Origin of the sequence: Bradyrhizobium tunisiense (genome assembly GCF_042263385.1) — a bacterium.
In the GTDB taxonomy this organism is placed as follows: domain Bacteria; phylum Pseudomonadota; class Alphaproteobacteria; order Rhizobiales; family Xanthobacteraceae; genus Bradyrhizobium; species Bradyrhizobium tunisiense.
Map to the genome: position 1 here is coordinate 353,593 of NZ_JBHLEV010000001.1, position 26,222 is coordinate 379,814.

Below are 26,222 nucleotides of genomic sequence, written 5' to 3' on the forward strand. Positions count from 1 at the left end.
GCCAAGATGCAGAGCCGGCTTCCCATTCTCGTCTTCGCACTCGTCATGGCGGCGATCCCGTTCATCCCCGGCATGCCGCCGTTCTGGATCGTGCTGCTGGACAATATCGGCCTCGCGGCCCTGGTCGCGATGGGCCTCGTGCTGCTGACCGGCGTCGGCGGCCTGACCTCGTTCGGCCAGGCGGCCTTCGTCGGCTTCGGCGCCTACACCACCGCGGTGCTGTCGACGGCCTATGGCGTGTCGCCGTGGCTGACCCTTCCGCTGTCGCTCCTGGTCAGCGGATCGCTGGCGGTGCTGCTCGGACTGATCACCGTCCGCCTGTCCGGCCATTATCTGCCGCTCGGCACCCTCGCCTGGGGCCTCGGCCTGTTCTATCTCTTCAGCAAGCTGGAATTCCTGGGAAGAAACGACGGCATCTCGGCGATCCCGCCGCTGTCGATCGGCACGTTCAAGATGCTCTCGCCCGGCTCGATCTACTACGCGATCTGGTTCGCCGTGATCCTGTCGGCGCTGCTGACGATGAACCTGCTGGATTCCCGCACCGGCCGCGCCATCCGCGCGCTCAGGCGCGGCCATGTCGCGGCGGAAGCCTTTGGCGTGCACACGCCGCGCGCAAAGCTCCTGGTGTTCATCCACGCCGCCGTGCTTGCCGGGCTCTCGGGATGGCTCTACGCGCATCTTCAGCGTGCGGTGAACCCGACGCCGTTTGGCGCACATATGGGCATCGAATATCTCTTCATCGCCGTGGTCGGCGGCGCCGGCTATGTCTGGGGCGGCGTGCTGGGTGCCGCGATCGTCGTGATCCTGAAAGAGGTGCTGCAGAGCTATTTGCCGCTGCTTCTGCCCGGCTCCGGCCAAGTCGAGACCATCGTGTTCGGCATCATGCTGGTGGCGCTGCTCCAGCTTGCACCCGGCGGGCTCTGGCCCTGGCTGATATCGTTCTTCCCCGAGCGTACCAGTGGCAAGAAGCCCGACACCTCGCTGAAACTGGAGCATCGCGCCCGCGCACCCGGCCAGTCCAGCGCCCTGCTCCAGGTCGACAAGGCGCGGAAGCAATTCGGCGGCGTGGTCGCGGTCAACAACGTCTCCTTCGACGTCCAGGCCCGCGAGATCGTCGCGCTGATCGGCCCGAACGGCGCCGGCAAGAGCACGACGTTCAACCTGATCACGGGCGTCCTGTCGGCAACGTCGGGCTCGGTCTCGGTGCTCGGCAAGAAGGTCGACAAGGCGCCGCCGCAGGAGATCGTCAAGCTCGGCATCAGCAGGACCTTCCAGCACGTCAAGCTGGTCCCTGACATGACCGTGCTGGAGAATGTCGCGATCGGCGCGCATCTGCGCGGCCATTCGGGCCCCATCTCCTCGATGCTGCGGCTCGACCGCGCCGACGAGGCCAAGTTGCTCGCGGAGGCCGCCCGCCAGATCGAGCGTGTCGGCCTCGCTGAGCAGATGCACCAGCTCGCAGGCAGCCTTTCGCTCGGCCAGCAGCGCATCGTCGAGATCGCGCGCGCGCTCTGCGTCGATCCGATGCTGTTGCTGCTCGACGAGCCGGCCGCGGGCCTGCGCCACATGGAGAAACAGCAGCTCGCCACCCTGCTCCGCGAATTGCGCGACGGCGGCATGAGCGTCCTGCTGGTCGAGCACGACATGGGCTTCGTCATGAACCTCGCCGACCGCATCGTCGTGCTCGATTTCGGCACCAAGATCGCGGAGGGCACACCTGCCACGATCAAGTCAAATCCTGAAGTGATCAAGGCCTATCTCGGAGTGGCGGCATGAGCGCGCTGTTGTCCGTCACCGACGCCCATGTCGCCTATGGCAAGGTCGAGGCCGTGCGCTCGGTCTCGCTCGAGGTCGGCCAGAACCAGATCGTCACCATCGTCGGCGCCAACGGCGCCGGCAAGACCACGCTGCTTTCAGCCGTCATGGGCATCCTGCCGCTGAAGGGCCGCGTCACCTTTGCCGGCCAGGATCTCGCCCGGCTCGACATCGAGGATCGCGTCGCGATGGGACTTGGCCTCGTCCCGGAGCACCGCGAACTGTTCGTGACCATGAATGTCGAGGACAATCTCGAGTTGGGGGCCTTCCGCATCGAGCGAAGCAAGGCGAAGGCTTCGATGGAGCGCGTCTATACGCTGTTCCCGCGGCTGAAGGAGCGCCGCAAGCAGCTCGCCGGCACGCTCTCCGGCGGCGAGCAGCAGATGCTCGCGATGGGCCGCGCGCTCATGGGCGAGCCGAAGCTCCTGATGCTGGACGAGCCCAGCCTCGGCCTTGCCCCGATCATCGTCGCCGACATTTTCCGCATCGTCACCGAGCTCCGCGCCAGCGGCGTCTCGGTGCTGCTGGTGGAGCAGAATGCGCAGGCCGCCCTGAAGATCGCGGACCAGGCCTATGTGATGGAGCTCGGCGAGTTCGTGCTGAGCGGCAAGGCCAGCGACATCGCCGCGAACGAGCGCGTTGCGGCAAGCTACCTCGGCTTCCAGCACGAAGGCACGAGCGCGATCTGATTTCGTGCTGGGCGGTGACAGCTAGGCTCACGCTCTTTCCTCCTCGTCATTGCGAGCGCAGCGAAGCAATCCAGAATCCCTCCACGGAAAGCCTCTGGATTGCTTCGCTGCGCTCGCAATGACGGCGTTGACGGAGCGCGCGCTATCTCGGCTGGATGAATTCGCGGAGACTCCCGCCGGCCCCGCCCGAACTCATCGCGCCTGAATCTCTCCCCTCGCACGTTAATGCGTGATGCGAGGCTCGATGACCGCTCCACGATTGACGCTGACCGCTGATCTCTTCCGGCCCTATCTGGTCGGAACGACCTGGGAAAGCGGAACCTGGAAGCACGTCCGTTGGCTCGACGGCATTGTCGGCACCGCTGCGCGGCTCGGCGGATGGCAGGTCGGCACGGCGTCGTGGGATGCGCGGCTACGCGGGGACCATCACTATTTTCACACGCCCGATCTGTACGAGCAGGCCGGCTTGCCGCTGACAACGGAAGGATGGGGCAAGCTCCTGTCGCTCGAGACCCTGCCCGCCGGGATCGCGAACGCCGTGACCGAGCTGTTTCGCGGCACCACCGTGGTCGGCTACGAACTGCCGGATCTGATGTGCAGGCTGCTGGACCAGGCTGGAATCGCCGTCATCGATCTGATCCTCTATCCGGTCCGCTTCCTCGACGATGTGGTGTTCGCGGCCCGCACCAACCGAGCTTCGATCCATCGGATGCTGCTGCACAACATGCTCGATCTCCGCGACGCCGCGCTCCGCGCCGGCTTCGTCAGGAGCAAGGCGAGTTTCATGACACCGTTGAATCTCAGGCCCGGCACCACCCTCATCCTCGGGCAGGTTCCGGACGACCGTGCGGCGCTCGATCTCGAGACCGGACGCTTCGTTCAGCTTGGCGATTATCTTTCAGACCTGATCGAGCTGTCGGTGCGCTCGTCGGCGGTCCTGTTCAAGCCGCACCCCTATGACCAGCCGCACTCGGCGGCGCGCAAGGCCATCAAGAGCCTGCGCTCGGTCGGCTGGACCGACCTCAACCTCTACCAGCTCCTCGCGCAGCCGGAGATCGAGACCGTCTGCGCACTGAACTCGAGCGGCCTCGTCGAGGCAGAGCTGTTCGGCAAGCGGACGATCGCGTTGAAGCCGCCGCTCTGCCGCTTCGGCACCGGCGCCCCCGGCACCGACGGCGGATTCGGCGATGCGGTCCCGCAGAGCGCCGGCTGGTACAGCCCGCAGACGTGGCACTGTCTGCTGGATGAGAGCCACAGCCTGCCCAAATTCTCGCATGGCCTGGAGAAGGATCGTCTGCGTCGCGCGCTCAATGCGGATTGGGGCTTTAGTGCAATCGACAGAGTGGTGGCGTGATGCCCGGAAGCTGGAGCTCGGTCCTGTCGCTGCTGGAAGAGCAACGCTTTACCGACGTGGTCGCTCACCTCGATGCGACGCTGCGCAGCCAGCCGACCAATATCGAGGCTCTGCTGCTGCGCTCGATCGCCAGAGCCAATATCGGACTGACGCAGGAGGCCGAGGCGGACCTGTGGCGCGCACTCGTCGTCAATCCCGCTGCGCCCGGGATCCGAACCGCACTTGGCGATCGCTTCGTGCGCAATCCGGCGGCCAAGCTCGACGGCCACGATCTCTCGCTCGACAGCGGCGAACGTCAGACCGCGCATGAGGTCGGAGCCGTCAGACGGGACCACACCGCCCGCTACGAATTCGCCGCGCGCTGGCTCGGCCGCCACTTGACGGCGCCCCACGCGGCCAGCGGTCTCGACCTCTTTTGCGGCAACGGCTACGGAGCCAGAATCATCGCCGATCGCTGCGGTGCAAGAGTGATTGGCATCGACGGCTCCGCGCCGGCCGTTACACTGGCCGAACGATCCTACGGCGATCATCGCGTCGTCTTCACACAAGCCTACTTTCCGTTCGAGCTCGCTGCGGCGTCTGCCGACTTCGCGGTCTGCTTCGAATCGATCGAGCACGTCACCGAGTGCGACGAATTCCTCCGGCAGGCCGGCAAGGCCACCGCGGGACCGATTTTACTGTCGTGCCCGCTTGAAAGCGGTTTGCCTTTTGCTTTCCACAAATCGTCGTTCCGCTTCCATGTGCGGCATTTCACGATTGAGGAGATCGAGGACAAGCTCTGGCGCCTTGCCGGACGCCGCATCGCCGAGATCCGCGGACAAATGGTCTATCGTCTCGAGGCCGGCCGCCTTGCCGGCCTGCTCGCGCCTGCGCAAATGGAGCTTTCTCGCCTGAACGGCGACAGCCAGTTCGCAATCGTGGCCGCCGTCTAGGTCGCCGACTGTCCCTTCAGCGCCGCCACTTCCGCCTCCAACTCCGCTATCCTCGCGTCCCGCGCCGCCAGCGCCGCCGCGACATCACCCGCATCGAACTTCTGCGGGATGTGCTGCGGGCAGTTGGTGTCCCACGCGGAGATCTTGAACAGGATCACCTGCTCCGGCCGCGCGCGATAGCCTTTTGGCATCAGCGACGTGGTCAGTGCCTCGTCGTCCTCGACGACGCGCGCCTCGCCCCAGATCTTCACGCGGCGGCGGTGGGCGTAATCCATGACGAAGATGTAGGCCTTGGGGTTCTCCGAGAGGTTACCCTGCGTGATGTATTGCCGGTTGCCGGCATAGTCGGTGAAAGCCAGCGTCTGCTTGTCCAGCACCTTGAGAAAGCCCTTCGGGCCGCCGCGGTGCTGGATGTAGGGCTGGCCGTCGGCCGATGCCGTTGCAAGATAGAAGCTGTTGGCGTCAGCCAGGAACGCCGCGAGGTTCTCGTCGACCTCGGTGCGCCATCCGCGCTGCTCGGCATGGGCATAGCCCTCGCGCGACCCCTTTCGGGTCTGGATCGATTTCACCGCCGGCGAAAAGGCGATATCGCTGGCGTAGGTCTGAGTTGCCGTCATCGGAATGGCTCCTGAAATTCCGGCGCATTGCTACGTCTTTCGACGACCAATCTGGGTTTTTCTGCAGCCAGAACAATCCGGCCGCTTGACACTTCATCATTGCGATATATGCAATAATGCCATGGACCGCCTCGAAGCCATGCACGTCTTCGTCACCGTCGCCGATCTGCGAGGCTTTGCGCCGGCGGCGCGCAAGCTGCGACTCTCGCCCTCGGCGGTGACGCGGCTGATCGCGGCGCTGGAGGAGCATCTCGGCGCGCGGCTGCTGCAGCGGACCACGCGGCAGGTGAGATTGACCGATGTCGGCACGCGCTATCTGGAGCGCGCGCAGCGCATTCTCGCCGATGTCGAGGAAGCCGACGGCTCCGCGCGGCAAGAGCGCAACCGGCCGAGCGGACGGCTCGTGGTCTCGGCGCCGGTCGGCTTCGGCCGGCTGCATGTCGGGCCGGTCATGACCGCTTATCTCAAGCGCTATCCCGAGGTCGCCGGCGAATTGCGGCTCTCCGACCATCTCGTCAACCTGGTAGAGGATGCCGTCGACGCCGCGGTGCGGATCGGCCATCTCGCCGATTCCTCGCTGGTGGCACGCCAGGTCGGGGAGATGAGGCGGATCGTGGTGGCCTCGCCCGGCTATCTCAAGCGCCACGGCGAACCCAAGACGCCGGAAGCCCTCCCCGCACATCAGACCATCCAGTTCGGCCCCTGGTCGGAATGGCGCTTCCAGCACGACGGCCACGACATCGAGGTGAAGCCGTCTCCCCGCTTCATCAGCAACAGCGCCGACGCGGCGCTGCAATATGCCGAGGCCGGCGGCGGCGTGACGCGCGTGCTGGCCTATCAGGCGGCCGACGGGCTGAAACGCGGACGGCTCAAAATCGTGCTCGCGGCATATGAACAGCCGGCGCTTCCGATCCACATCGTCTATCCGACCTCGCGCCTGCTCTCGGCGAAGGTGCGTGCGTTCGTCGATCTCGTGGTGGAGATGGCAGAGTGGAGGTTCGGGTAGGTCTTGTGCCGGACGCGCTGCAACGCGTAGCGTTGCTGCGCAGAGCCGGGACCCGGTCGGCGGTACTGTAGCGTGTCGATGGATGGGCCCCGGCTCCGCGGAGCGCCACTTCGCGCCGCACCGCGTCCGGGGCACGGGAGAGCTTCACCCCTTCTTCGGCACCACGCGAAACGTCCCGCTCGCTCGCGCGATCAGGGCGTCGTCGGCCCTCACCAGGCATTGCGCGAAACAGATCGTGGAGCCGGTCTTGATCGCCTCGCCCTCGACCGCGAGCCATTGGCCGATCTCGGCCGCGCCGACATAATCGACCGACAGTGAGATTGTGACGAAGGACGTCGTCCAGCCGGTCGCCTGGGCGCAGCTATAGCCCATGGCGGCATCCGCCAGCGCCGCAATCAGCCCGCCATGGATCAGCCCGCGCGCGTTGGTGTGGGGCGTAGCCAGCCGCAATCCCACGGTGACGCCCTTGTCGGTCTTCCTGGAGTAGAGCGGCTCCCAGGGATCGGTGAGCGGCGCCTTGCGGAAATGCGGCTCGAAGCCGGAGGGGATGTCGGGAGAGGTCATTTCTGTCTCGCGCTGCTGTGTTGCCGGCATTGAACGCGATGTGCGTGACCGTTGCACCAATTACAAAGTTTTAAACGAAATTTGCGCAGGCGTTTGAAACGGACGATGCTGCAATGACGGAGCCGTAGGGTGGGCAAAGGCGCGAAGCGCCGTGCCCACGATCTCTCATAATTGAGAAAGCTGGTGGGCACGCTTACGCTTCGCCCACCCTACGGCACCTGCGCTCGTCCTAAAACGGCAGCCCGACATAATTCTCCGAGAGCGACGTCATCGCGGCCTGCGACTGCGTGACATAATCGAGCTCGGCAAGCTGGATGCGGGCACCGATGGTGCCGGTGTCGGGGAATTTGTGCAGCATCGAGGTCATCCACCAGGAGAAGCGCACGGCCTTCCAGACCCGCGCCAGCGCGGTGGCGGAATAGGCGTCGATCCCGGCGCTGGATTTCTCGTCATAGAACTCGCGCAAGGCGCTCGATAAATAATGCGCGTCGGAAGCGGCGAGGTTCAGGCCCTTGGCTCCGGTCGGCGGCACGATGTGCGCGGCATCGCCGCACAAGAACATCCGGCCGAAGCGCATCGGCTCGGCAACGAAGCTGCGCAAGGGCGCGATGCTCTTTTCGATCGACGGGCCCGTGACGAGGCTGTCGGCCGCCTCCTGGTCGAGCCGGCCCTTCAATTCGTCCCAGAAGCGATCGTCCGGCCATTGGTCGACGTGATCGTCGAGCGAACATTGGACATAGTAACGGCTGCGCTTCATCGAGCGCATGGTGCACAGCGCAAAGCCGCGCGCGTGGTTGGAATAGATCAGCTCGTGGCTGACCGGCGGCGTATCGGACAGAATGCCGAGCCAACCGAACGGATAGACCCGCTCGAACTCCTCGATCGAGGTCGCCGGAACGCTGGCGCGGCTGACGCCGTGGAAACCATCACAGCCGGCGATGAAATCGCAATCCAGCGTGTGGGTGACGCCGTCCTTCACCCAGGTTACGCGCGGGTGACTGCCGTCGAAATCATGCGGCTGCACGTCCCTGGCCTCGTAGACGGAGACGAGACCGGCAGCCTTGCGGGCATTCATCAGGTCGAGCGTAACCTCGGTCTGGCCATAGATCATCACCGTCTTGCCGGTCGCGCCCTTCATGTCGATGCGGTGACGGCGGCCGGAAAAGGCGAGTTCGATGCCCTCATGCACCAAGCCCTCGGCATGTGCCCGCGCGCCGGCGCCGATCTGGTCGAGCAGCGCGACGGTTCCCTCCTCCAGCAGGCCGGCGCGGATACGGCCGAGCACATAGTCCGGGCTCTGCCGCTCCAGAATGACGTTGTCGATGCCATATGCGTGCAGCAGTTGCCCAAGCAACAATCCGGCCGGCCCGGCCCCGATGATTGCGACTCTTGTCCGCAACACTTGCTCCTTCCGATCCTGTAGGCTTTGCGCGCGGCCCGCTTGTCGCGCCGGCCCGCAGACGATAATTATACTACATAATTGTTAGGCAGAAGGGGAGCGGTCGTCGCCCGAGCAGCGACAAATCCATGCAACATGGCTGACGTAGACGACGCGGCAAGGCCGCATGCCAGTTCCGGCTTGAACGCGCCAGCCAATTAGATAACATGTTAAGTAATGAGACCGGGCCATCGAAGCCCGCCGTCGAAAACAGGGAGAGACGCGTGATGAGAAAAGCCTGTCTGGCATTGCTGCTGGCCGCGAGCGTGACGCCTGCCTACGCGCAGGACAAGACCTTCGATTTGAAGATCTCGCATTGGGTGCCAGCCTCGCATCCCCTGCAGAAATCGCTGGAGGACTGGGCCGCGGCGGTCGAGAAGGATTCCGGCGGCACCATCAAGGGCAAGGTGTTTCCGGCCCAGCAACTCGGCAAGGCCTTCGACCATTACGACATGGCACGCGACGGCATCGCCGACGTCACCTATGTCAATCCCGGCTACCAGCCCGGCCGCTTCCCGGTCATCGGCGCCGGGGAATTGCCGTTCCTGATCTCGGATGCCAAGGGCGGCTCGATGGGGCTCGACGCCTGGTATCGCAAATATGCCGAGAAGGAGATGAAGGACGTCAAATACTGCCTCGCCTTCGTCCACTCGCCCTCCTCCTTCCATTCCAAGACCAAGAAAATCGTCAGCCCTGAGGACGTGAAGGGCATGAAGATCCGCCCTGCGCACGCCACCATGGCAAACTTCGTCACCTCGCTCGGCGGCACCAATGTGCAGTCCTCGGCACCGGAAGTGCGCGATATCATCGAGCGCGGCGTCGCCGACGGCGTCACCTTTCCCTGGGGCTCCCTGGTGCTGTTCGGCATCGACAAGGTGACCAAATACGACATGGAGGCGCCGCTCTACACCACGACGTTCGTGTTCGTGATCAACAAGGACAAGTACAATGCGATGTCCGACAAGCAGAAGGCCGCGATCGACAAGAACTGCACGGTCGAGACGGCAGGCGCGGTCGGCGAGCATTGGGGCAAGTTCGAGGACGCCGGCATCGCCAAGGTGAAGGCGGAATCCAGCCACGAGGTCTACAAGCTGACACCCGAGCAGACCGCCGCCTGGAAGAAGGCCGCCGAGCCGCTGGTCAAGACGTGGGGCGACAATGCCAAGAAGACCGGCGCCGATCCTGATGCGGCTCTCGCGGATCTGAAGGCCTCGCTGAAGAAGTACAACGCGCTGGCAGAGTGACGCCGCACCCGATCGGCCCTCCCTCTCCCTCTCCCCTTCTTGGTGGGAGAGGGCCGGGGGGAGGGCTGCTTCCGGCATGAAAGTGAGGGATGGGCTCGCCGAGCGGGTCCCTTCACCCGCATCGCGTCTTCGATGCGATGCCGCTCTTCCCGCACGCGGGGAGAGGCGAAGAACCGCCGCTGGAGTCGAGATCAAGCAATGACAGAACCCGACGGGCCACAGCCGACAAGACGCTCCTGGATGGATCGCGTGATCGACTCGATCGAATGGATCGCGGCCGGCTTCGTCGGCATCGTCGCGCTCGATATCTTCCTGTCGGTGCTGCTGCGCAACACGCTGAACTATTCGATCCCCGACAGCTTCGACATCGGCCGCATGCTACTCGGCATCCTCATCTTCTGGGGCATCGCGGCGACGTCCTATCGCGGCACCCACATCACCGTGGACCTGATCTGGGCCAATGTCGGGCCGCGCTACCAGCGCATGATCGACATATTTGCGACGCTGGTGCTGCTGTTCGTCGTCACCGTGCAGACCTGGACGCTGTTCGATAAGGTCCGGCTGACCTACAACGACAATGTTCAGACCTTCGACCTGCACATGCCGACATGGCCATTCTTCCTCGTCGCCTGGATCGGCGACGTCTGCGCCGTGCTGTTGATCGCGATCCGCACGTACCGCCTGATCTTCCATCCCGAAGAGATACATGAACCGAAAATCAAGGTGACGGAGTAAGCATGGATACCGACGCCGTCGCCGTCATCGGCTTTGTTGCCCTGTTCGCCCTGATGCTGCTGCGTGTGCCGGTCGGCATGGCAATGGGTCTCGTTGGCGTGTGCGGCTTCAGCTATCTCGTCGGCTCGACGCCGGCCCTGAAGATGGTCGGACAGGTCACGATGCGGACGGTGACCGACTACACCTTCGGCGTGATCCCGATGTTCCTGCTGATGGGCGCCTTCGTCACCAACTCCGGCATGAGCCGCGAGCTATTCCGCGCAGCCAACGGCTTCGTCGGCCATTTGCGCGGCGGGCTGGGCATCGCGACCGTCGGCGCCTGCGGCGGCTTTGCCGCGATCTGCGGCTCCTCGGTCGCGACGGCCGCAACCTTCTCCGCGGTCGCTTATCCGGAAATGCGGCGCTTCGGCTACCCGCAGTCCTTTGCCACGGGCGTGATCGCGGCCGGCGGCACGTTGGGTGCGATGCTGCCGCCCTCCACCGTGCTTGCGGTGTACGGCATCATCACCGAGCAGGACATCGGAAAGCTGTTCATCGCCGGCATCATCCCGGGCCTGCTCGCGATGACAATGTACATGCTGACGATCTTCCTGATCGGTTATTTCCGCCCTGACTTCCTGCCGAAGGGCAAGGTGACACCCTGGCGCGAGCGCTTCGCCGGATTGAAGGACATCTGGGCTCCGGTTCTGCTGTTCATATTCGTGATCGGCGGCCTCTACGGTCTGCCCTTCCTGCCGCGCTTCACGCCGACGGAAGCCGGCGGCGTCGGCGCCACCGGCGCCTTCATCATCGGCGTGGTGACGGGCCGGCTGGACCGCGAGAAGGTGCTGGCCTCGCTACTGCAGGCGACGCGCACCGCGGCCGCCGTCTTTACCGTGCTGATCGGCGCGCTGATCTTCGGCTATTTCCTGACGGTGACGCAGACGCCGCAGAAGGTCACGGAATTTCTGACCGGCCTTGGCCTAGGTCCCTACGGCGTGCTGGCGCTGATCATGGTGATGTATCTCGCGCTCGGCTGCCTGATGGATGCGATGGCGATGATCATCCTGACCGTGCCGATCGTCTTCCCTGTCATCATGCATCTCGGCTTCGACCCGATCTGGTTCGGCGTCATCATCGTCGTGACCGTCGAGCTCGGCCTGATCACTCCGCCGGTGGGCATGAATGTCTTCGTCATAAAAAGTGTGGTGAAGGGCGTCTCCTTCTCCACCATCTTCAAGGGCGTAAGCCCGTTCGTGGCAACGGACGTCGTGCGCCTCGTGATCCTGATCGCGTTCCCGCTGCTGGCGACCTGGCTGCCGACACGCATGATGGCGCATTGATGAGGGGAAGCGATGACCACACCGACGCTTGAGACCAGATACGTCTTCACCGTCACCGCCCGCATCGGCGATGTCGTCACCGCCGGCGAGACCGGCATCGGGGTGCGCCGCATCATTCCGATCGTCGGCGGTGAGGTGACGGGCGCGATCAATGGCAGAGTGCTTCCGTTCGGCGCCGATTTCCAGACCATCCGCCCCAATGAGCTGATCGATCTCGAGGCGAAATACGCCTTCGAGACCGATGACGGCGCGATCATCTATGTCGAGAACAAGGGCATGCGCTTCGGCCCGGTCGAACTGCTGCAGAAGCTCAAGCGCGGCGAGCCGGTCGATCCGAAGCTGATCTATTTCCGCACCGTGCCGAAGTTCGAGACCGGACACGAGAAATATCGCTGGCTGATGGAGCACATTTTCGTCGGCTCGGCGGCGCGGCACGCGGACCGGGTGGTGATCGACGTGCATCAGGTGATGTAACCGCACGCTCCGCCGTCGTCCCTGCCTGGTATGCAATTGCGCACCAGGCAGGGACGACACCGGATCCGGAGAACGAACTTGGCCGCCTGACCGGTACCATCCGCATTTCCCCTGCGTCCCCTTCTTGACTCCCCCAGAATTCGTTATACAACATAACTATTCTGACAAGGACGCAAATGACACAGGGAAACGCCGAGACCGCTGACGCGGGTGCCTCCGGGCTATTGAGGATCGAGCGGGCGGACCGGGTTCTGACGGTGGGTCTGAACCGGCCGGCCAAGCGCAATGCGCTCAACGACGGCATCATCCTGGAAATCGGCGAGTGTTTCGCGTCCCTACCCGAGGATATCGGCGCGGTCGTCATCCACGGCATCGGCGATCATTTCTCCAGTGGCCTGGATCTCTCCGAGCTGACCGAGCATGACGCGACCGGCGGACTGCTCCATTCCCAGATGTGGCACCGGGTGTTCGACCGCATCCAGTACAGCCGCGTGCCCGTGATCGCGGCCCTCAGGGGTGCGGTGATCGGCGGCGGGCTTGAGCTTGCCTGCTCGGCGCATATCCGCGTCGCCGAGCCCTCGACCTATTTCGCGCTGCCGGAGGGGCAACGCGGCATCTTCGTCGGCGGCGGCGGCTCGGTGCGGCTGCCGCGGCTGATCGGCGTCGCCAGGATGATGGACATGATGCTGACAGGGCGCGTGTATAGCGCCACCGAAGGCGCCTCCTACGGCTTCGCGCAATATGTGACGGAAGCCGGCAACGCCCTCGGCAAGGCGCTGGAGCTCGCGACCAAGGTCGCCTCCAACGCGCCGCTGACGAATTTCGCCGTGCTCCAGGCGCTGCCGATGATCGCGGAGGCCAATCCGCAGACCGGCCTCTTGATGGAATCGCTGATGGCGACCGTGGCGCAGAGCGACAAAGAGGCGAAGCGCAGGATCCGCGAATTCCTCGAGCACAAGACCGCAAAGGTGAAGCCAAAATCATGAGCGCGCAGCCGTCCTCTTCCAGCACGGAGCGCGGCGCGAGCACTTTTCCGCTGCGGCCCATTTCGTTCGGCGATCCCGTCGTCAACATCGAGCGCCGCGACGACGGCACGATCTACCTGCGGCCCAAACAGCCGCTCGGCGACTATCCCGTCCGCATCACCGACCGCCTGCATCATTGGGCCAAGACCACGCCGGACCGCGTCTTCATGGCCGAGCGCGAGGGCGGCCGCGGCTGGCGCAAGATCACTTACGCCGAGCTGCTCACCGCGAGCCGGCACATCGCGTCGAGCCTGATTGCGCGCGGCCTGTCGGCGGAGCGGCCGGTGGTGATCCTCTCCGGCAACTCGATCGACCATGCGTTGCTTGCGTTCGGCGCTTTCTATGCCGGCATCCCGTTCTGCCCGGTGTCGCCGGCTTATTCGCTGGTGTCGAAGGATTACGGCAAGCTGTCTTACCTGATGAAGCTGCTGACGCCCGGCCTCGTCTTTGCCGAGGATGCCGACAGATTCGCCGATGCGCTCACCGCCAATGTCTCGCTCGGCACCGAGATCGCGGCGTCCTATGGCCACGTGCCGGGCCGCGACGTCACCCTGCTCGCCGACCTCATGGCGACGCCGATCCGCAGCGATCTCGACGACGTCCATGGCAGGATAGGCCCTGACACGATCGCGAAATTCCTGCTGACCTCGGGTTCGACCGGCAACCCCAAGGCCGTCATCAACACGCAGCGCATGATCTGCGCCAACCAGGTGATGCTGCGCGAGACGCTCGCCTTCCTGAAGGACGAGCCGCCCGTCATCATCGACTGGCTGCCCTGGAATCACACCTTCGGCGGGAACCACAATATCGGGCTGACGCTCTACAATGGCGGCTCGATGTATCTGGACGCCGGCAAGCCGATGCCCGGGGGCATCGAGGAGACCGTGCGCAATCTCCAGGAGATCTCGCCGACGGTCTATTTCAACGTGCCCAAGGGTTATGAATCGCTGCTGCCCTATTTGCGCGACGACCAGGGCCTGCGGGCAAAGTTCTTCGACCGGCTGCATGCGATGTTCTTCTCGGGCGCCGCGCTGTCACCGTTCATCTGGGACAGCCTCGACGAGCTCGCTGTGAAGGAAAAAGGCTACCGCGTGCCGATGCTGACCGGCTTGGGTGCGACCGAAACTGCGCCGTTCTTCATGTCAGTCAATCCACGCACCAGCCGCTCCGGCCATGTCGGCCTGCCTGTTTCGGGCAACGACGCCAAGCTCGTTCCGAACAACGGCAAGCTGGAAGTGCGCGCCAAGGGGCCGAACGTCATGCCCGGTTACTGGCGCCAGCCCGACATCAGCGCGAAATCCTTCGACGAAGAAGGATTCTACAAGATGGGGGATGCGCTCAAGCCCGCCGATCCCGACGATCTCAACGCCGGGTTCGATTTCGACGGCCGTGTCGGTGAAGACTTCAAGCTCGCCAGCGGTACCTGGGTCAGCGTCGGCCCCTTACGCGCGCGCCTCACCGCGGCCTGCGCGCCGCTGGTGCGCGACGTCGTCATCGCCGGCATCAACCGCGACGAGGTCTCCGCGCTGGTCGTGCTCGACCTCGACGGTTGCCGGCTGATCAACCCGACGCTGCCGACCGACGACCTCGTCGTCGCGACGCGCGACCGGCTGGTGCGCGACGCCTTTCGCGAGCGCCTGACGCGCTTCCTCAGCCAGGCCACGGGATCCTCGACGCGGATCACGCGCGCGATCCTGATGGACGCGCCGCTCTCCATCGACAAGGGCGAGGTCACCGACAAGGGCTCGATCAACCAGCGCGCGGTGCTCGAGCATCGCGCCGCGCTGATCGAGGAGCTCTACGCTGCCAATCCGTCGGACCGTGTGATATCGGTCGGGTAAGAAACCAACGCCACAGGAGAACGCCATGTTGTTGAAGGATCAGGCAGCCATCGTCACCGGCGGTGCATCGGGGCTCGGCGCTGCCACTGCGCGAAAGCTGGCGGCGCAGGGCGCCAAGGTCGCGGTGTGCGATCTCAATGCCAAGCTTGCCGAGACGGTTGCCGCCGAGATCAACGGCGTGGCCGTGACTTGCGATGTCTCCGATGCCGCCTCCGCCGAGGCCGCGGTCGCGCAGGCTGCCAAAGCCCATGGCCCGGCCCGTGTGCTGGTCAATTGCGCCGGCATCGGCGTCGCCAAGCGCGTGGTCGGCCGCGACGGCCCGATGGCGCTCGCGGATTTCGACAAGGTGATCAAGGTCAATCTGATCGGCACCTTCAACATGTTGCGCCTGGCCGCGACCGAGATGTCAAAGCTGGAGCCGCAGGCAACCGGCGAGCGCGGCGTCATCATCAACACCGCTTCCGTTGCCGCCTATGACGGCCAGATCGGCCAATCCGCCTATTCGGCTTCGAAGGGCGGCATCGTCGGCATGACGCTGCCGATCGCGCGCGAGCTCGCGCAGTTCGGCGTCCGCGTGCTGACCATCGCGCCCGGCCTATTCCTGACGCCGCTGCTCGCGAACCTGCCGCAGGAAGCCCAGGACTCGCTCGCCGCCGCGATCCCGTTCCCGCGCCGGCTCGGCCAGGCCGACGAGTTCGCCGCGCTTGCGCTGCACATGGTCGAGAATGCGTACCTGAACGGCGAAGTGGTGCGCCTCGACGGCTCGCTGCGCATGGCGCCGAAATAAGGCACCGCGCATGTTCGTGAACCGGCGCGACGTCCAGATCCAGTGGGGTGATTGCGACCCCGCCAACATCGTTTACTACCCGCGCTATTTCGCGATGTTCGACGATTCGACCTCGACCCTGTTCGAGGTCGCCGGCTTCTCCAAGCAGGACCTGGTCCGCAAATACGGCCTGGTGGGGATTCCCATGGTCGACACGCGGGCCAAGTTCTACATCCCGTCGACCTATGGCGACTGGATCACCATCGAAACCAAGATCGAGAGCATCAAGCGCTCGAGCTTCGAGGTGAAGCACAATGTCTACAAGGACGATGCGCTGGCGATCGAGGGTTTCGAAACCCGCGTTCTGGTCGGCCGCGATCCCGTTAACTCCGACAAGCTGAAATCGGCACCATTCCCGGCGGAAATGGTAGCCAAATTCACGGGAAGCTAAATCGCCGCATCACCAAAAGAGGGGGCTGAATTACCCCCCGATTTCTGCTTTCAAGGACACACGTAAAGGGAGGAATAGATGAAACGCTTTTACCTGACTGCCGCCATCACCGCGGCGACACTGGCCCTGCCGGCCCTGCCCGCGCTGGCTCAGACCAGCGAAGTCACCATCGGCATCACCACCACCACGACCGGCCCCGGCGCAGCGCTGGGCATTCCCGAGCGCAACGCGCTGGAGTTCGTGCCGAAAGAGATCGGCGGCGTACCGCTCAAGGTGATCGTGCTCGACGACGGCGGCGATCCCACCACCGCGACGACCAACGCCCGCCGCTTCGTGACCGAATCCAAAGCCGACATCATCATGGGCTCGGCGCTGACGCCGCCGACGATCGCGGTCTCCAACGTCGCCAACGAAGCCGGCATCCCACATTTCGGCCTCGCGCCCTTCCCGATCACCCCCGAGCGCATGAAGTGGTCGGTGGCGATGCCGCAGCCGATCCCGATCGTGGGCAAGGTGCTGTACGAACACATGAAGTCCAAGGGCGTGAAGACGCTCGGCTATATCGGCTATTCCGACTCCTACGGCGACCTCTGGTTCAACGACCTCAAGGCCCAGGCCGTGCCGATGGGCATGACCATCGTCGACGAGGAGCGCTTCGCCCGTCCCGACACCTCGGTGACCGGACAGGTGCTCAAGCTCGTTGCCGCCAATCCCGACGCGATCCTGGTCGGCGCCTCCGGCACCGCGGCCGCCCTCCCGCAGACCGAGCTGCGTGAGCGTGGCTATCAGGGCCTGATCTACCAGACCCACGGCGCGGCCAGCATGGACTTCATCCGCATCGCCGGCAAAGCGGCCGAGGGCGTGCTGATGGCCTCCGGCCCCGTCATGGATCCCGAGGACCAGCCGGACACCGCGCTCACCAAGAAGCCGGGCCTCGCTCTCAACTCGGCCTATGAAGCCAAGTACGGTCCGAACAGCCGCAGCCAGTTCGCCGGCCATTCCTACGATGCATTCGAGATCCTCAAGCGCATCATTCCGGCGGCATTGAAGACGGCCAAGCCGGGCACGCCGGAATTCCGCGAAGCGATCCGCCAGGCGCTGCTGACGGAGAAGGAGCTGGCGGCGAGCCAGGGCGTCTACAATTTCACCGAAAAGGACCGCTATGGCCTCGACGAGCGTTCGCGCATCCTGCTGACGGTGAAGAACGGCAAGTACACGCTGGTGAAGTAACGGCAAGCGAGACTTCTGTGACGACGAGAGCCGGCCCGAGGGCCGGCTCTTTTGTTTTGTGCTTTACGCTGAGCTGCCGGCGTCGTTAACAGGCTTCCGTCCTACGAGCGTCAAGCCGCCTGCCGCAGCGGGGTCCAGGCGAACTCCGGGTAGTAATCGTCCATCATGCGGTCGACGTAAGCCGTGAGGTTCGGAAAGCCCTCGGCGCGCTCGCGCAGGATCGATTCGAAGAACGGCGAGAGGATACCGGCCAGCATGCCGAAGGCCGTGGCATCGACGCCGCAGGGCCTGTTGCCCATCAGGTACGCCTTGTCGCCGAGCTGCACCGACAATGCGAACAGCGAACGCACCGCGAGGTCGACGTCGTCATCGGGCGCGTGGCGGCCAAGGCCCGAGAGCAGATAGTTCTCGGCGACGCGGAATTGCGCATCCTCTCGCAACTTCTCGCGGTTGTGCTCCGGTGCGCCGTCGAAGAAGTGGGCAGGCCCCTTGGCGAAATTGACCGGGTCGACCCAGCGCGCCCCGACCAATCCCCAATAGACGTGGTGCTCGATCATCCGTTCGAACGCCCAGGCCTGGGCGCGCTCGGCCAGCGACAGGCCGGCGTCGAAATCGAAGCCGTAGCGCCGCTCGATATGGGCGCGGATGAAGGTGGAATCGGCCACCGCCTCACCGCCGTCGTCGATGAACGGCAGTTGCCCCTTGGGCGAGGCCGGCGGCATCGCCCGCTCCTTCCGGTAGGGCAATCCCGCCATCTTGAGCTGCACCTCGGTCTTGGTGACGAAGGGGCTGATTTCCGGCAGGCCAAAGCCGGCGCCAAAGCCGTAAAGCGTGATCATGCGTGCTCTCCTGAACCTCTCGAAGACGGAACCTAGCGACCGGCTGCTGCCACCATGGTGGCAGCAGCCGTGATATCTTCTGCGAAGCGGGCGCCTCGCCAGGCGCGGCCCATCACATGCCGCACCAGCGCGTCGGCGGCCTGGACCAGCGAACGTGTCACCACGCTCGCGAGCGCCAATCGGAGGTCGACGGCCATGAGATCGAGCGAAGCGAGGCGGCTGAGCGCCAATGCTTGCCAATTCCGGGCCTGCCACATCTGGGCGCGCCACAACGGAACGGCCGGGCCGAAATGGGTTGGAATGATCATGGACAAATCCTCTTCAGTCGATGTGTTGTCCCGGTATAGAACCCCCCTGCTGCCAACATCCTGTCAGCAGCCGCGCGCCGCCTTCTGAAAAGATCACCGACAAGGGACCACTCATGAGACGCGCCGACCGGCTGTTTCAAATCATCCAGGTGCTGAGGCGCACGCGTAAGCCGCTGACGGCGGATGCCATCGCGGCCGAGCTCGAGACCTCGAAGCGCACGATCTATCGCGATATCGCCACGCTGATCGGTCAGCGCGTGCCGATCCGCGGCGAAGCCGGCATGGGCTACATCCTGGAAAAGGGTTTTGACCTGCCGCCCTTGATGCTGACACCCGACGAGATCGAGGCGGCTGTGCTGGGCGCGCAATGGGTGGCGGGCCACGCCGACTCCGCGCTGGCACGCGCCGCCGAAGACCTGATGGCCAAGATCGCCGACACCGTCCCCGAGCGCCTGCGGCCCTTCGTGCTGGAGCCGGCGAGCCGCGCGCGGCCAAGCTGGAACAGGGAGCCGGACCGGCTGGACATGGCGCGCACGCGCACTCAGATCCACGAAGGCAAGAAGATCATGCTTCGCTATCGCGACGAGCAGGGCCGCGCCAGCGAGCGCATGATCTGGCCGATCTCGGTCGGCTATCTCGAAGCCGTGAGGCTGCTCGCAGCCTGGTGCGAGCTGCGCGGCGACTTCCGCAGCTTCCGCACCGACCGCGTCGTGGAGGCGAACTATCTCGACGAGAAATATCCGGAACGACGCGACGTGCTGCGCGCAAGATGGCGGCAGAGCCTGGTCTGGGGCCCTCCCAAAGACACTTGAAGAATACGTGACGATGATGGAAGAGCACTCCCCCACCGATCCGTCGAGCTGTTGCCAGAATTGCGGCGCGTGCTGCGGCTATTCGGCCAACTGGCCGCGCTTCTCGATCGAGAGCGACGAGGAGCTTGCAGCGATTCCGGAGACGCTGGTCAACGAACGCCAATCCGGCATGCGTTGCGAGGGCGATCGCTGCTCGGCCCTGCAGGGGGAAATTGGGAAAGCGACCGCCTGCGGCATCTATGCGCTGCGGCCGGAGGTGTGCCGCACCTGCATGCCGGGCGACGCCGAATGCGCGATGGCGCGGCGGAAGTTCGGGTTGCCGGCGATAGAGGCCGCTTAGGCCGGAACGGCTTCGCTGATCTCGTCGTCGAATTCGTCCTCGAGCGGTGCGAGCACCGAGAGCGGCTTGGTCGACAGCGTGATCGGCTTGCGGCCGCCCGACAGCGACGGCGAGGATTTCGCCGTGCCTTCGCGCGCCAGCGCGTACAGCGTCGAGCCGACGCGGCCACCATTCTCGATCAGGTCGCGCTCGCTGCAGCTTCCGGCGATCGCGACCGCCAGCGAATGCAGATGGCTGCGGCGATAGCAGAACAGCGCCAGCCTGGCGCGCGCGTCAGGGGAAACACTCTCGACCAACCTCGGCAGGCCACTCTCGCTGGCGCGATACATCTCGCCAAGGAGCTCGTCGCGGACCGGGCAGAAATCGCTTTCAATGGAATCGCGGCTTGAAAACATTGCAGTTCTCCCTCGTACGGCGAAGATGCAGCGCAATTCTCTAATGAAAGGTTAACCACGCTGCCCGGTAGTCACCCGGGGTGGTTGCGCCCTGGCCGCGAATCAGGCGGCCGCTTTGCCGATTGCCATCATTCCGGGCTCGCGAAGCGAGAACACGGAAATGACGGGTGCGGGCCAGCCTCAGTTCGCCGCCATATAGATGGAGAGGCCGAAGCCGGTGAGGTGATGCAGGGCCTGGTCGACGCCGATCAAGGTCCAGAACCAGGGATGCGCAAGGTCGACCCCGAAATTGGCCGAGACGAACCCTTTGGCGCGGTCGATCGTGATGTGGATCACGAAATCGATCAGCGCCACAAACCAGAATTTCGGCGCCACGATCAGGATCAGCGGCAACGCAACCGCAAGATGAACGAGGCAGTGCACCAGAAGTGGCAGGGCCCAGCCATGCTTCTGGTCCTTGCCGTGCGCCATCCAGGCGGTCTGGAGGACGAAATCGGCGATGATGTGCTTGAAGGTGAGCAGCAACATCCAGCCAATGAGCGCTTCGACCGGAACCGCCGATGACATGGGTGGAAACGACAAGCTGACGCCCTCATTGACGTGACAAGAAAAATTGGAGCGTTCAGCGCAACTTCTTCTTGGACCGGTCAAATCGCCGGGACGCGCGATTTATGACATCTCCCGCGGCGGAATGCAGCCGGGGGAACCGGAAAATCGCCAAGTGTGGCTAACTTGTGATATGATGACTAATCGCCGCGGCGGCCTGGAGTAAGGTTACCTCCGGCTCGAAATTTGCTTTCCGCTGCCTTCGCGCTATCATTGACGGCAGCGAATATCGTTCTTTTTTCAGATGTTTATGAATTGCAGAGGCGCCCGCCGCGATCACGTCCGCGAGCCGCCGGCCACCTAAAGAATAAGGCCCGAGTGCTGCCATGAGTACTGAAGGCCCCATTTCATCACCGACCGAGCCGCCGCCCCGGCGTCCCAAGGTCATCAAGACCAATCAGCAGCAGGTCTTTCTCTACGTCGTGCTGACCCTGTTGTTGTCGCTCGCCACTGTCTGGGGCGGCCGCGCCATGCTGCACAATTCGGAAACGCTGACTTTTGCCGTCAGCGCTCCCAACAGCGACGAGGCGCTGTTCGCGGCCAAGTTCGCCACCGTGCTGAAGACCAACGCCTCGCGCTTCCGGATCAAGATCGTCAACAACGCGGACAATGCCAAGGCGCTCGCACAGTTCGACCGCAAGGAGGCCGACCTTGCCGTCCTGCGCACCGACGCCAAGGTGCCGCTGCGGGCGCGCACGCTCGCGATTCTCGAGCACGATCTCGTGCTTCTGCTCGGTCCCGGCAGCAAGAAGATCAAGTCGATCGCCGAGTTGAGGAAGAAAAAGGTCGCGGTCGTCGCCGAGAACGAGTCGTCCCTCGCTTTCGTCCGCAGCATCCTCGACATCCCCGACGGTCCGGACGCCGCAAAAATCCAGATGGCGCCGCAGGGCTCGACGCTCGACAAGCTGTTTGCAGCGCCAAACGGCTTCGGCGCGGTGATCGCCATCGTCCATGCCTCCAGGGCAGTGCGGGACAAGACCTATGAGCAGGCCGCCAAGCGCGGCGGCTTCACGCTCAACGCGATCGACGAGGCCAAGGTGCTGGCGCGGAGATTGCCGGGCATTTCCAGCGAGACGCTGGCGGCGGGCACGCTGTCGGCCTCGCCGCAAATTCCCGAAGACGATCTCGACACGATCGGGCTTGAATGGCTGCTGGTCGCGCAATCCAGAATGTCGCCGAGCACGGCAGGCGAGCTCGCACGCATCATCTATGAAAACAAATCAGCGCTCGGGCTCGACAACGGCTTTGCCACCAGGATAGAGCCGGCTTCGGTCGAGAAGGACGCCTTCGTGATCGCGCATCAGGGCGCGGCCGACTACATCAACGACGACACCAAGTCGTTCATGGATAAGTACAGCGACCTGATGTATCTGGGCGCCGTCGCGCTCAGCGTCATCGGCTCGATCTTCGCCGCGATCTACGCCAAGATCACCCGCATCGCGCCCGAGAAGGCCAGCGAGCTCTCCACAGCCATCCTCGACATCGGCGAGCGGATCGAGCACGCTCACTCTCTGGATCAGCTCGAATGTCTCCAGGACGAATTGGAGGGGATCTTGCGCCGCGCCGTCATCGGCTTGCGCGACGGCACGATCAGTACTGACGGGCTCGACACCTTCAAGCTCGGCTACGAATTCGTCCGCGACGAAATCGGCATGCGTCGCGGCTATCTGAAACGTCATGCCGGCGAGGCCGAAAAGGCGCCCCGCGAGGCGGGTCCTGCCCAGCACGATGAGAGCAATGTCGTGGTGGTGAAGACCGCCCAGAGCGCCTGAAGGAGTCGATGCAGCTCGCCCGGAGCCCTGCCGGGTTCCCCGTCTAGCACGGGGCGAAATTCGGGAACCGCCGCGATCTGCAACCGTTGGTTTCCGGTTACAACCGGAGACCGCAGCATGCGTGCACTCCTCGTCGTCCTCCTCCTGGGAATGCTGGCGGCGGCCGGCTACTTCGCTTACTCCGCAATGGCGGTCGAAGGTGAGCCGATCCCGACGGAAGGCTATGTGGCGCTGGCGCTGGGCGCGGGATTTTCCATCATTATCGGCATCGGACTGATGGTGCTGCTGTTTTTCAGCAGCCGCCGCGGTTACGACGAGCCGCCACATTTCAGGTAGCGGCCCCAGCCGCTTTCTCATCGGCCCTCGGCCTGTTTCGACGACGCCGAGGCCCGGGCCTGTCGTTGACGGCCTCGACCCGTGCGGGCACTTTGGCGCCGACGTCCCAGCCGGGACCGTAAGAGCCAGAACCGAGCCGCCTTTCCGCATGTCCAAGCCGATGATCTCCGCTCTGGCCCAGTTCGCGGCCGCCACGGCCGGCCGCAACATGCCAAAGCAGCCCCTGCGCGGCACCCGGATCTCGCCGAGACCATCGACGCCGAGGCGAAACGGCGCGCGCTCGAAAACAGCTAAATGGAGACAAGAATGTCGGACATCACCGACGCAGCCACCGGCCCCCTGCTCGAACGCCGCGGCGCACGCGCCACCATCCGCCTCAACAGGCCCAAGCATCTCAACCGGCTCCAGGCGGAGGATCTCGACGAGCTCGTCAGACTGTTCGACCAGATCGAGACAGATCCAGCCATCCGCGTGCTGGTGCTGACCGGCACCGGCCGCGTCTTCTCCGCCGGTTACGACCTCAATTCGGTCGCCGAGCGCGCCGTCAGCGCAAACGAGCAGCAGAGCGCGGGCTCCGCCTTCGAAGTGGTCGTCAACCGGTTGGAGGATTTGGGCGTGCCGACGATCTGCCGGCTCAATGGCGGCGTCTACGGGGGCTCGACCGATCTCGCGCTCGCCTGCGATTTCCGCGTCGGGGTCGACACCGCCGAGATGTTCATGCCGGCGGCGCGGCTCGGGCTGCATTATTACCGGAGCGGCATCAAACGCTACGTCACGCGGCTCGGCGTCGACAATGCGAAAAAACTGTTCCTGACCGCGCAGAAGATCAGTGCACCGGAGATGCTGCGCATCGGCTATCTCACCGACATGGTGCCGGTGGAATTCCTGGACGAGGAGGTCGACAAGCTCGCTGGCGTCCTCGCCGGCAACGCGCCGCAGGCGATGCGTGGCATGAAGCGGGCGATCAACGAGTTCGCCCGCGGCGAGCTCGATGATCGCGCCGCCGACCAGCGCCACCGCGACAGCATGCGCGGTGACGAGATCAAGGAAGGCATCAAGGCGTTCGCGGAGAAGAGAGCGCCGAAGTTTTAGCTCCGAATCTTCGCAAAACACCACCCTGTGGTTATGGGTCCCGGGTCTGCGCTTACGCTTGCCCGGGACGACACCGAACGTGAGGCGCGCGCCCTCAGCCTCCGACCGCCTTGGCATGCTGCGCCGCCATCTCGTCGTCCGCCGCATTGACTCGCTGGAACGCCGGCCGTGCGGTCATGCGCTCGGCATAGCGGACGAAGACGTCCTTCCTCGGCACGATGCCGAACATCATGGTCCAGCTGAACGCGACGCCCCACAGCACATCGGCAGCCGTCATACGCTCGCCCAGCAAATACGGCCCCTTCGACAGCTGCGCTTCGAGCGCGCCGAGCATGGTGTCGTAGTCGGCATAGGGCGACTGCGTGATGGGCGCCGGCTCGCGCTGCATGAACTTATCGATCAGCGCCGGCTCGAAGGATGAGCCGTAATAGGCGATCCAGCGCAGATAGGGACCGCGCAACGAATCGTTCAGCGCCGGCGTCAGCCCCGCCTGCGGAAACAGATCGGCGAGATGGATGGTGATCGCGACCTGCTCGGTTACCAGGGCGTCGCCGTGGCGAATCGCCGGCACCTTGCCGAGCGGATTGATGGCGAGATAGGCGGGTTGACGCTGCTCGCCGGCCTTCATGTTGAGGACATGGAGATCGTAGGGCGCCCCCAGCTCCTCCAGCAGCACCCGCGTGCCGGTGGCGCGGCTTTGCGGCGAGTAGTACAGCGTGATGCGGCTCGGATCGGTCATGGCAGGTCCGGTCATAACAGGTCTCCTGGGGTGTCGTCTGACGACGCGTCTTGTAGAGACCCATACCTGACATCCTGTGTCAGGTATGGTTAAAGCAATCATGCGCGCGAGCCGGATGCTGTCGATCCTCACCACCCTCCAGGCCAGGGGGCAGGTTACCGCGCCCGAGCTCGCGGAGGCCTGCGAGGTCTCCGTGCGCACGATCTATCGCGACATCGACGCGCTGGCGGCGTCCGGCGTTCCCGTTTACGCCGATCGCGGCGCGGAGGGCGGCTATCGCCTGCTCGACGGCTATCGCGTGCGGCTGAACGGCCTGTCGCAGAGCGAGGCGGGCGCACTGTTCCTGGCGGGATTGCCGGGGCCGGCCGCGGCGCTCGGGTTCGATGCTGCGATGATCGCCGCGCAGAACAAGCTGATGGCCGCGCTGCCGGCTAATCTGCGCGAGGACGCCGGACGGATGCAGGAGCGTTTTCACCTGGACGCGCCGGGCTGGTTTGGCGAGACCGAAGACCCAAAGCACCTGCGCACGATCGCCGGGGCGGCCTTGCGCGGGTCGCTAATCAAGATTCGCTACCAGAGCTGGCGCTCAGAGAAGCAGCGCCGCGTTGCGCCGCTCGGCCTCGTGCTGAAGGGCGGCAGCTGGTATCTCGCAGGGCAGGTCGACGGCAACGTCCGCACCTATCGCGTCGCGCGCGTGCTCGACTGCACGGCGCTCGACGATCGCTTCGAGCGCCCCGCCGATTTCGATCTCGCCGCATATTGGCAGGCTTCGACGCTTCGTCTCGAGGCCGAGATGCATCCCAATGTCGCTGTCGTGCGGCTGTCGCCGTTCGGCGTCAAGCTGCTCGATGCCTTGAGCCAGCCCTATGTCAAGGCGCGCACGCAGCTCGAAGAGACCGCTGATGCCGACGGCTGGCGCATTGCGCGCGTGCCCGTCGGCAAGACATCCTGGCATGCTGCGGCCGAATTGTTGCGGCTGGGTCCCGAGGTGGAGGTGCTGGAGCCCGCCGATCTCCGCGACAAGATGACGGAGCTGACGCAGGCCATGGCCGCGCGCTACCGCGCGGCGCATAAAACCTGACCGCGGCGTGCATCGCCGCAGCCGACGAAACAATCCTGAAACACGATTCTCGGCCAACGGCGTGAACGCATTCGCGTCTCGGCCCGACCGAGATGCAGGGACACAGCAATGGCCCTAGCGCCAAATGGAGAATGAAGATGTTTCGTAAGCTTGCACTTGGTCTGATCGCCGCCGGCTCGCTCGCTGTCGCCGCTCTCGCCCCCACCGCCGCTTCTGCCGGCGGCTTCCATCATCACCACGGTCATCACCACTGGGGTCCCGGCTGGGGCTTTGGCGGCATCTACCTCAACACCGGCGTCAGCAACTGCTACCAGGAGCGCCTTGTCCGCACCCGTCACGGCATGCGCGTCCGCGTCGTGAATGTCTGCGCCTACGGGATCTACTGATATCGCCTTCACG

29 protein-coding genes are annotated in these 26,222 nt (G+C 64.6%); 21 read left to right on the top strand and 8 right to left on the bottom strand.

Annotated elements, in window-relative coordinates; genetic code table 11:
- Nucleotides 1-6: 6 nt before the first annotated feature.
- The 4 genes from ACFDR6_RS01665 (at nucleotide 7) to ACFDR6_RS01680 (ending at nucleotide 4,790) form a co-directional block, all read left to right on the top strand.
- Entirely contained in the window at nucleotides 7-1,776 is a 1,770-nt protein-coding gene (locus ACFDR6_RS01665; RefSeq protein ID WP_375857151.1) for a branched-chain amino acid ABC transporter ATP-binding protein/permease, read from the top strand.
- Complete coding sequence (locus tag ACFDR6_RS01670) at nucleotides 1,773-2,504, top strand: ABC transporter ATP-binding protein (protein WP_317241203.1); 732 nt, start codon at nucleotides 1,773-1,775, stop codon at nucleotides 2,502-2,504. The genes ACFDR6_RS01665 and ACFDR6_RS01670 overlap by 4 nt, the downstream gene beginning before the upstream one ends.
- A gap of 244 nt (nucleotides 2,505-2,748) precedes the next feature.
- A complete protein-coding gene (locus ACFDR6_RS01675; RefSeq protein ID WP_375857152.1) occupies nucleotides 2,749-3,858 on the top strand; it encodes a hypothetical protein in 1,110 nt (369 codons plus the stop codon).
- Nucleotides 3,858-4,790, top strand: coding sequence for a class I SAM-dependent methyltransferase (locus ACFDR6_RS01680; RefSeq protein ID WP_375857153.1), 933 nt, complete (start codon nucleotides 3,858-3,860; stop codon nucleotides 4,788-4,790). The genes ACFDR6_RS01675 and ACFDR6_RS01680 overlap by 1 nt, the downstream gene beginning before the upstream one ends.
- On the opposite strand, the gene ACFDR6_RS01685 is transcribed toward ACFDR6_RS01680, so the two are convergent.
- Nucleotides 4,787-5,407 (bottom strand): pyridoxamine 5'-phosphate oxidase family protein, encoded by a 621-nt coding sequence (locus ACFDR6_RS01685; RefSeq protein ID WP_375857154.1) that lies wholly within the window; start codon nucleotides 5,405-5,407, stop codon nucleotides 4,787-4,789. The two genes, ACFDR6_RS01680 and ACFDR6_RS01685, sit on opposite strands and share 4 nt — an antisense overlap.
- Nucleotides 5,408-5,528: 121 nt before the next feature.
- Here ACFDR6_RS01685 and ACFDR6_RS01690 point away from each other — a divergent pair, with 121 nt between their 5' ends.
- Entirely contained in the window at nucleotides 5,529-6,413 is an 885-nt protein-coding gene (locus tag ACFDR6_RS01690; RefSeq protein ID WP_317241208.1) for a LysR family transcriptional regulator, read from the top strand.
- A 144-nt stretch (nucleotides 6,414-6,557) separates the two neighbouring features.
- On the opposite strand, the gene ACFDR6_RS01695 is transcribed toward ACFDR6_RS01690, so the two are convergent.
- Nucleotides 6,558-6,977, bottom strand: coding sequence for a PaaI family thioesterase (locus ACFDR6_RS01695; protein ID WP_212087763.1), 420 nt, complete (start codon nucleotides 6,975-6,977; stop codon nucleotides 6,558-6,560).
- A gap of 229 nt (nucleotides 6,978-7,206) precedes the next feature.
- On the bottom strand, nucleotides 7,207-8,376 hold the full coding sequence (gene pobA / locus ACFDR6_RS01700; protein WP_375857155.1) for a 4-hydroxybenzoate 3-monooxygenase: 1,170 nt from the start codon (nucleotides 8,374-8,376) through the stop codon (nucleotides 7,207-7,209).
- 266 nt (nucleotides 8,377-8,642) lie between these two features.
- Between pobA and ACFDR6_RS01705 the strand changes: the two genes are divergently transcribed.
- The 9 genes from ACFDR6_RS01705 (at nucleotide 8,643) to ACFDR6_RS01745 (ending at nucleotide 17,503) form a co-directional block, all read left to right on the top strand.
- Entirely contained in the window at nucleotides 8,643-9,659 is a 1,017-nt protein-coding gene (locus ACFDR6_RS01705) for a TRAP transporter substrate-binding protein (protein WP_375857156.1), read from the top strand.
- 198 nt (nucleotides 9,660-9,857) lie between these two features.
- Complete coding sequence (locus ACFDR6_RS01710) at nucleotides 9,858-10,394, top strand: TRAP transporter small permease (protein WP_317241212.1); 537 nt, start codon at nucleotides 9,858-9,860, stop codon at nucleotides 10,392-10,394.
- Between the two features lie 2 nt (nucleotides 10,395-10,396).
- On the top strand, nucleotides 10,397-11,716 hold the full coding sequence (locus ACFDR6_RS01715) for a TRAP transporter large permease (protein WP_317241213.1): 1,320 nt from the start codon (nucleotides 10,397-10,399) through the stop codon (nucleotides 11,714-11,716).
- Nucleotides 11,717-11,728: 12 nt separating this feature from the next.
- Nucleotides 11,729-12,190 carry a DUF3237 domain-containing protein gene (locus ACFDR6_RS01720; protein ID WP_375857157.1) on the top strand — a complete coding sequence of 154 codons (462 nt, stop codon included), beginning with the start codon at nucleotides 11,729-11,731 and terminating at the stop codon, nucleotides 12,188-12,190.
- 176 nt (nucleotides 12,191-12,366) lie between these two features.
- Nucleotides 12,367-13,176 carry a crotonase/enoyl-CoA hydratase family protein gene (locus tag ACFDR6_RS01725; RefSeq protein WP_375857158.1) on the top strand — a complete coding sequence of 270 codons (810 nt, stop codon included), beginning with the start codon at nucleotides 12,367-12,369 and terminating at the stop codon, nucleotides 13,174-13,176.
- Nucleotides 13,173-15,056 carry a feruloyl-CoA synthase gene (locus ACFDR6_RS01730; RefSeq protein WP_212087749.1) on the top strand — a complete coding sequence of 628 codons (1,884 nt, stop codon included), beginning with the start codon at nucleotides 13,173-13,175 and terminating at the stop codon, nucleotides 15,054-15,056. The genes ACFDR6_RS01725 and ACFDR6_RS01730 overlap by 4 nt, the downstream gene beginning before the upstream one ends.
- A gap of 25 nt (nucleotides 15,057-15,081) precedes the next feature.
- Nucleotides 15,082-15,843 (top strand): SDR family NAD(P)-dependent oxidoreductase, encoded by a 762-nt coding sequence (locus ACFDR6_RS01735; protein WP_375857159.1) that lies wholly within the window; start codon nucleotides 15,082-15,084, stop codon nucleotides 15,841-15,843.
- Between the two features lie 10 nt (nucleotides 15,844-15,853).
- Nucleotides 15,854-16,273, top strand: coding sequence for an acyl-CoA thioesterase (locus ACFDR6_RS01740; RefSeq protein ID WP_212087745.1), 420 nt, complete (start codon nucleotides 15,854-15,856; stop codon nucleotides 16,271-16,273).
- Between the two features lie 78 nt (nucleotides 16,274-16,351).
- The gene (locus tag ACFDR6_RS01745; RefSeq protein WP_212087743.1) at nucleotides 16,352-17,503 is read left to right on the top strand and encodes an ABC transporter substrate-binding protein; all 1,152 of its coding nucleotides are present in this window, start codon (nucleotides 16,352-16,354) and stop codon (nucleotides 17,501-17,503) included.
- Nucleotides 17,504-17,613: 110 nt separating this feature from the next.
- On the opposite strand, the gene ACFDR6_RS01750 is transcribed toward ACFDR6_RS01745, so the two are convergent.
- Together ACFDR6_RS01750 and ACFDR6_RS01755 are read right to left on the bottom strand one after the other, a co-directional pair.
- Complete coding sequence (locus tag ACFDR6_RS01750) at nucleotides 17,614-18,342, bottom strand: glutathione S-transferase family protein (protein ID WP_212087741.1); 729 nt, start codon at nucleotides 18,340-18,342, stop codon at nucleotides 17,614-17,616.
- Nucleotides 18,343-18,374: 32 nt separating this feature from the next.
- Nucleotides 18,375-18,650, bottom strand: a complete 276-nt coding sequence (locus tag ACFDR6_RS01755; RefSeq protein WP_212087739.1) for a hypothetical protein — start codon at nucleotides 18,648-18,650, stop codon at nucleotides 18,375-18,377.
- 113 nt (nucleotides 18,651-18,763) lie between these two features.
- Between ACFDR6_RS01755 and ACFDR6_RS01760 the strand changes: the two genes are divergently transcribed.
- On the top strand, nucleotides 18,764-19,462 hold the full coding sequence (locus ACFDR6_RS01760; RefSeq protein WP_212087737.1) for a helix-turn-helix transcriptional regulator: 699 nt from the start codon (nucleotides 18,764-18,766) through the stop codon (nucleotides 19,460-19,462).
- A 16-nt stretch (nucleotides 19,463-19,478) separates the two neighbouring features.
- Nucleotides 19,479-19,802 (top strand): YkgJ family cysteine cluster protein, encoded by a 324-nt coding sequence (locus ACFDR6_RS01765; protein ID WP_317244014.1) that lies wholly within the window; start codon nucleotides 19,479-19,481, stop codon nucleotides 19,800-19,802.
- Here the strand turns inward: ACFDR6_RS01765 and ACFDR6_RS01770 are convergent.
- Complete coding sequence (locus ACFDR6_RS01770; RefSeq protein ID WP_212087735.1) at nucleotides 19,799-20,197, bottom strand: hypothetical protein; 399 nt, start codon at nucleotides 20,195-20,197, stop codon at nucleotides 19,799-19,801. The two genes, ACFDR6_RS01765 and ACFDR6_RS01770, sit on opposite strands and share 4 nt — an antisense overlap.
- Nucleotides 20,198-20,377: 180 nt before the next feature.
- Nucleotides 20,378-20,725, bottom strand: a complete 348-nt coding sequence (locus ACFDR6_RS01775) for a DUF3307 domain-containing protein (protein ID WP_212089061.1) — start codon at nucleotides 20,723-20,725, stop codon at nucleotides 20,378-20,380.
- A 404-nt stretch (nucleotides 20,726-21,129) separates the two neighbouring features.
- Between ACFDR6_RS01775 and ACFDR6_RS01780 the strand changes: the two genes are divergently transcribed.
- From ACFDR6_RS01780 to ACFDR6_RS01790, 3 genes are all read left to right on the top strand, one after another.
- Nucleotides 21,130-22,575, top strand: a complete 1,446-nt coding sequence (locus ACFDR6_RS01780) for a TAXI family TRAP transporter solute-binding subunit (RefSeq protein ID WP_375857160.1) — start codon at nucleotides 21,130-21,132, stop codon at nucleotides 22,573-22,575.
- A gap of 117 nt (nucleotides 22,576-22,692) precedes the next feature.
- The gene (locus ACFDR6_RS01785; RefSeq protein ID WP_212087731.1) at nucleotides 22,693-22,911 is read left to right on the top strand and encodes a hypothetical protein; all 219 of its coding nucleotides are present in this window, start codon (nucleotides 22,693-22,695) and stop codon (nucleotides 22,909-22,911) included.
- A 306-nt stretch (nucleotides 22,912-23,217) separates the two neighbouring features.
- On the top strand, nucleotides 23,218-24,003 hold the full coding sequence (locus ACFDR6_RS01790) for an enoyl-CoA hydratase/isomerase family protein (RefSeq protein WP_375857161.1): 786 nt from the start codon (nucleotides 23,218-23,220) through the stop codon (nucleotides 24,001-24,003).
- A gap of 94 nt (nucleotides 24,004-24,097) precedes the next feature.
- On the opposite strand, the gene ACFDR6_RS01795 is transcribed toward ACFDR6_RS01790, so the two are convergent.
- On the bottom strand, nucleotides 24,098-24,742 hold the full coding sequence (locus tag ACFDR6_RS01795; protein ID WP_212089059.1) for a glutathione S-transferase family protein: 645 nt from the start codon (nucleotides 24,740-24,742) through the stop codon (nucleotides 24,098-24,100).
- 100 nt (nucleotides 24,743-24,842) lie between these two features.
- On the opposite strand from ACFDR6_RS01795, the gene ACFDR6_RS01800 reads away from it, so the two are divergent.
- Nucleotides 24,843-25,823, top strand: coding sequence for a helix-turn-helix transcriptional regulator (locus ACFDR6_RS01800; protein WP_375857900.1), 981 nt, complete (start codon nucleotides 24,843-24,845; stop codon nucleotides 25,821-25,823).
- A 137-nt stretch (nucleotides 25,824-25,960) separates the two neighbouring features.
- Nucleotides 25,961-26,209: a hypothetical protein gene (locus tag ACFDR6_RS01805; RefSeq protein WP_212087727.1), complete on the top strand. Its 249-nt coding sequence runs from the start codon at nucleotides 25,961-25,963 to the stop codon at nucleotides 26,207-26,209.
- The last annotated feature ends 13 nt before the right edge of the window (nucleotides 26,210-26,222 follow it).

Excerpts from the sequence above, each read along its gene's own strand:
- ACFDR6_RS01785 (WP_212087731.1), top strand. The coding sequence starts at position 22,693 with ATGCGTGCACTCCTCGTCGTCCTCCTCCTGGGAATGCTGGCGGCGGCC.
- ACFDR6_RS01805 (WP_212087727.1), top strand. The coding sequence starts at position 25,961 with ATGTTTCGTAAGCTTGCACTTGGTCTGATCGCCGCCGGCTCGCTCGCT.
- ACFDR6_RS01695 (WP_212087763.1), bottom strand. The coding sequence starts at position 6,977 with ATGACCTCTCCCGACATCCCCTCCGGCTTCGAGCCGCATTTCCGCAAG.
- ACFDR6_RS01750 (WP_212087741.1), bottom strand. The coding sequence starts at position 18,342 with ATGATCACGCTTTACGGCTTTGGCGCCGGCTTTGGCCTGCCGGAAATC.
- ACFDR6_RS01760 (WP_212087737.1), top strand. The coding sequence starts at position 18,764 with ATGAGACGCGCCGACCGGCTGTTTCAAATCATCCAGGTGCTGAGGCGC.
- ACFDR6_RS01745 (WP_212087743.1), top strand. The coding sequence starts at position 16,352 with ATGAAACGCTTTTACCTGACTGCCGCCATCACCGCGGCGACACTGGCC.
- ACFDR6_RS01670 (WP_317241203.1), top strand. The coding sequence starts at position 1,773 with ATGAGCGCGCTGTTGTCCGTCACCGACGCCCATGTCGCCTATGGCAAG.
- ACFDR6_RS01710 (WP_317241212.1), top strand. The coding sequence starts at position 9,858 with ATGACAGAACCCGACGGGCCACAGCCGACAAGACGCTCCTGGATGGAT.
- ACFDR6_RS01685 (WP_375857154.1), bottom strand. The coding sequence starts at position 5,407 with ATGACGGCAACTCAGACCTACGCCAGCGATATCGCCTTTTCGCCGGCG.
- ACFDR6_RS01765 (WP_317244014.1), top strand. The coding sequence starts at position 19,479 with ATGGAAGAGCACTCCCCCACCGATCCGTCGAGCTGTTGCCAGAATTGC.
- ACFDR6_RS01795 (WP_212089059.1), bottom strand. The coding sequence starts at position 24,742 with ATGACCGATCCGAGCCGCATCACGCTGTACTACTCGCCGCAAAGCCGC.
- ACFDR6_RS01690 (WP_317241208.1), top strand. The coding sequence starts at position 5,529 with ATGGACCGCCTCGAAGCCATGCACGTCTTCGTCACCGTCGCCGATCTG.
- ACFDR6_RS01775 (WP_212089061.1), bottom strand. The coding sequence starts at position 20,725 with ATGTTGCTGCTCACCTTCAAGCACATCATCGCCGATTTCGTCCTCCAG.
- ACFDR6_RS01800 (WP_375857900.1), top strand. The coding sequence starts at position 24,843 with ATGCGCGCGAGCCGGATGCTGTCGATCCTCACCACCCTCCAGGCCAGG.
- ACFDR6_RS01770 (WP_212087735.1), bottom strand. The coding sequence starts at position 20,197 with ATGTTTTCAAGCCGCGATTCCATTGAAAGCGATTTCTGCCCGGTCCGC.
- ACFDR6_RS01720 (WP_375857157.1), top strand. The coding sequence starts at position 11,729 with ATGACCACACCGACGCTTGAGACCAGATACGTCTTCACCGTCACCGCC.
- ACFDR6_RS01715 (WP_317241213.1), top strand. The coding sequence starts at position 10,397 with ATGGATACCGACGCCGTCGCCGTCATCGGCTTTGTTGCCCTGTTCGCC.
- ACFDR6_RS01730 (WP_212087749.1), top strand. The coding sequence starts at position 13,173 with ATGAGCGCGCAGCCGTCCTCTTCCAGCACGGAGCGCGGCGCGAGCACT.
- ACFDR6_RS01665 (WP_375857151.1), top strand. The coding sequence starts at position 7 with ATGCAGAGCCGGCTTCCCATTCTCGTCTTCGCACTCGTCATGGCGGCG.
- ACFDR6_RS01675 (WP_375857152.1), top strand. The coding sequence starts at position 2,749 with ATGACCGCTCCACGATTGACGCTGACCGCTGATCTCTTCCGGCCCTAT.
- ACFDR6_RS01740 (WP_212087745.1), top strand. The coding sequence starts at position 15,854 with ATGTTCGTGAACCGGCGCGACGTCCAGATCCAGTGGGGTGATTGCGAC.
- ACFDR6_RS01755 (WP_212087739.1), bottom strand. The coding sequence starts at position 18,650 with ATGATCATTCCAACCCATTTCGGCCCGGCCGTTCCGTTGTGGCGCGCC.
- ACFDR6_RS01705 (WP_375857156.1), top strand. The coding sequence starts at position 8,643 with ATGAGAAAAGCCTGTCTGGCATTGCTGCTGGCCGCGAGCGTGACGCCT.
- ACFDR6_RS01790 (WP_375857161.1), top strand. The coding sequence starts at position 23,218 with ATGTCGGACATCACCGACGCAGCCACCGGCCCCCTGCTCGAACGCCGC.
- ACFDR6_RS01735 (WP_375857159.1), top strand. The coding sequence starts at position 15,082 with ATGTTGTTGAAGGATCAGGCAGCCATCGTCACCGGCGGTGCATCGGGG.
- ACFDR6_RS01725 (WP_375857158.1), top strand. The coding sequence starts at position 12,367 with ATGACACAGGGAAACGCCGAGACCGCTGACGCGGGTGCCTCCGGGCTA.
- ACFDR6_RS01680 (WP_375857153.1), top strand. The coding sequence starts at position 3,858 with ATGCCCGGAAGCTGGAGCTCGGTCCTGTCGCTGCTGGAAGAGCAACGC.
- ACFDR6_RS01780 (WP_375857160.1), top strand. The coding sequence starts at position 21,130 with ATGAGTACTGAAGGCCCCATTTCATCACCGACCGAGCCGCCGCCCCGG.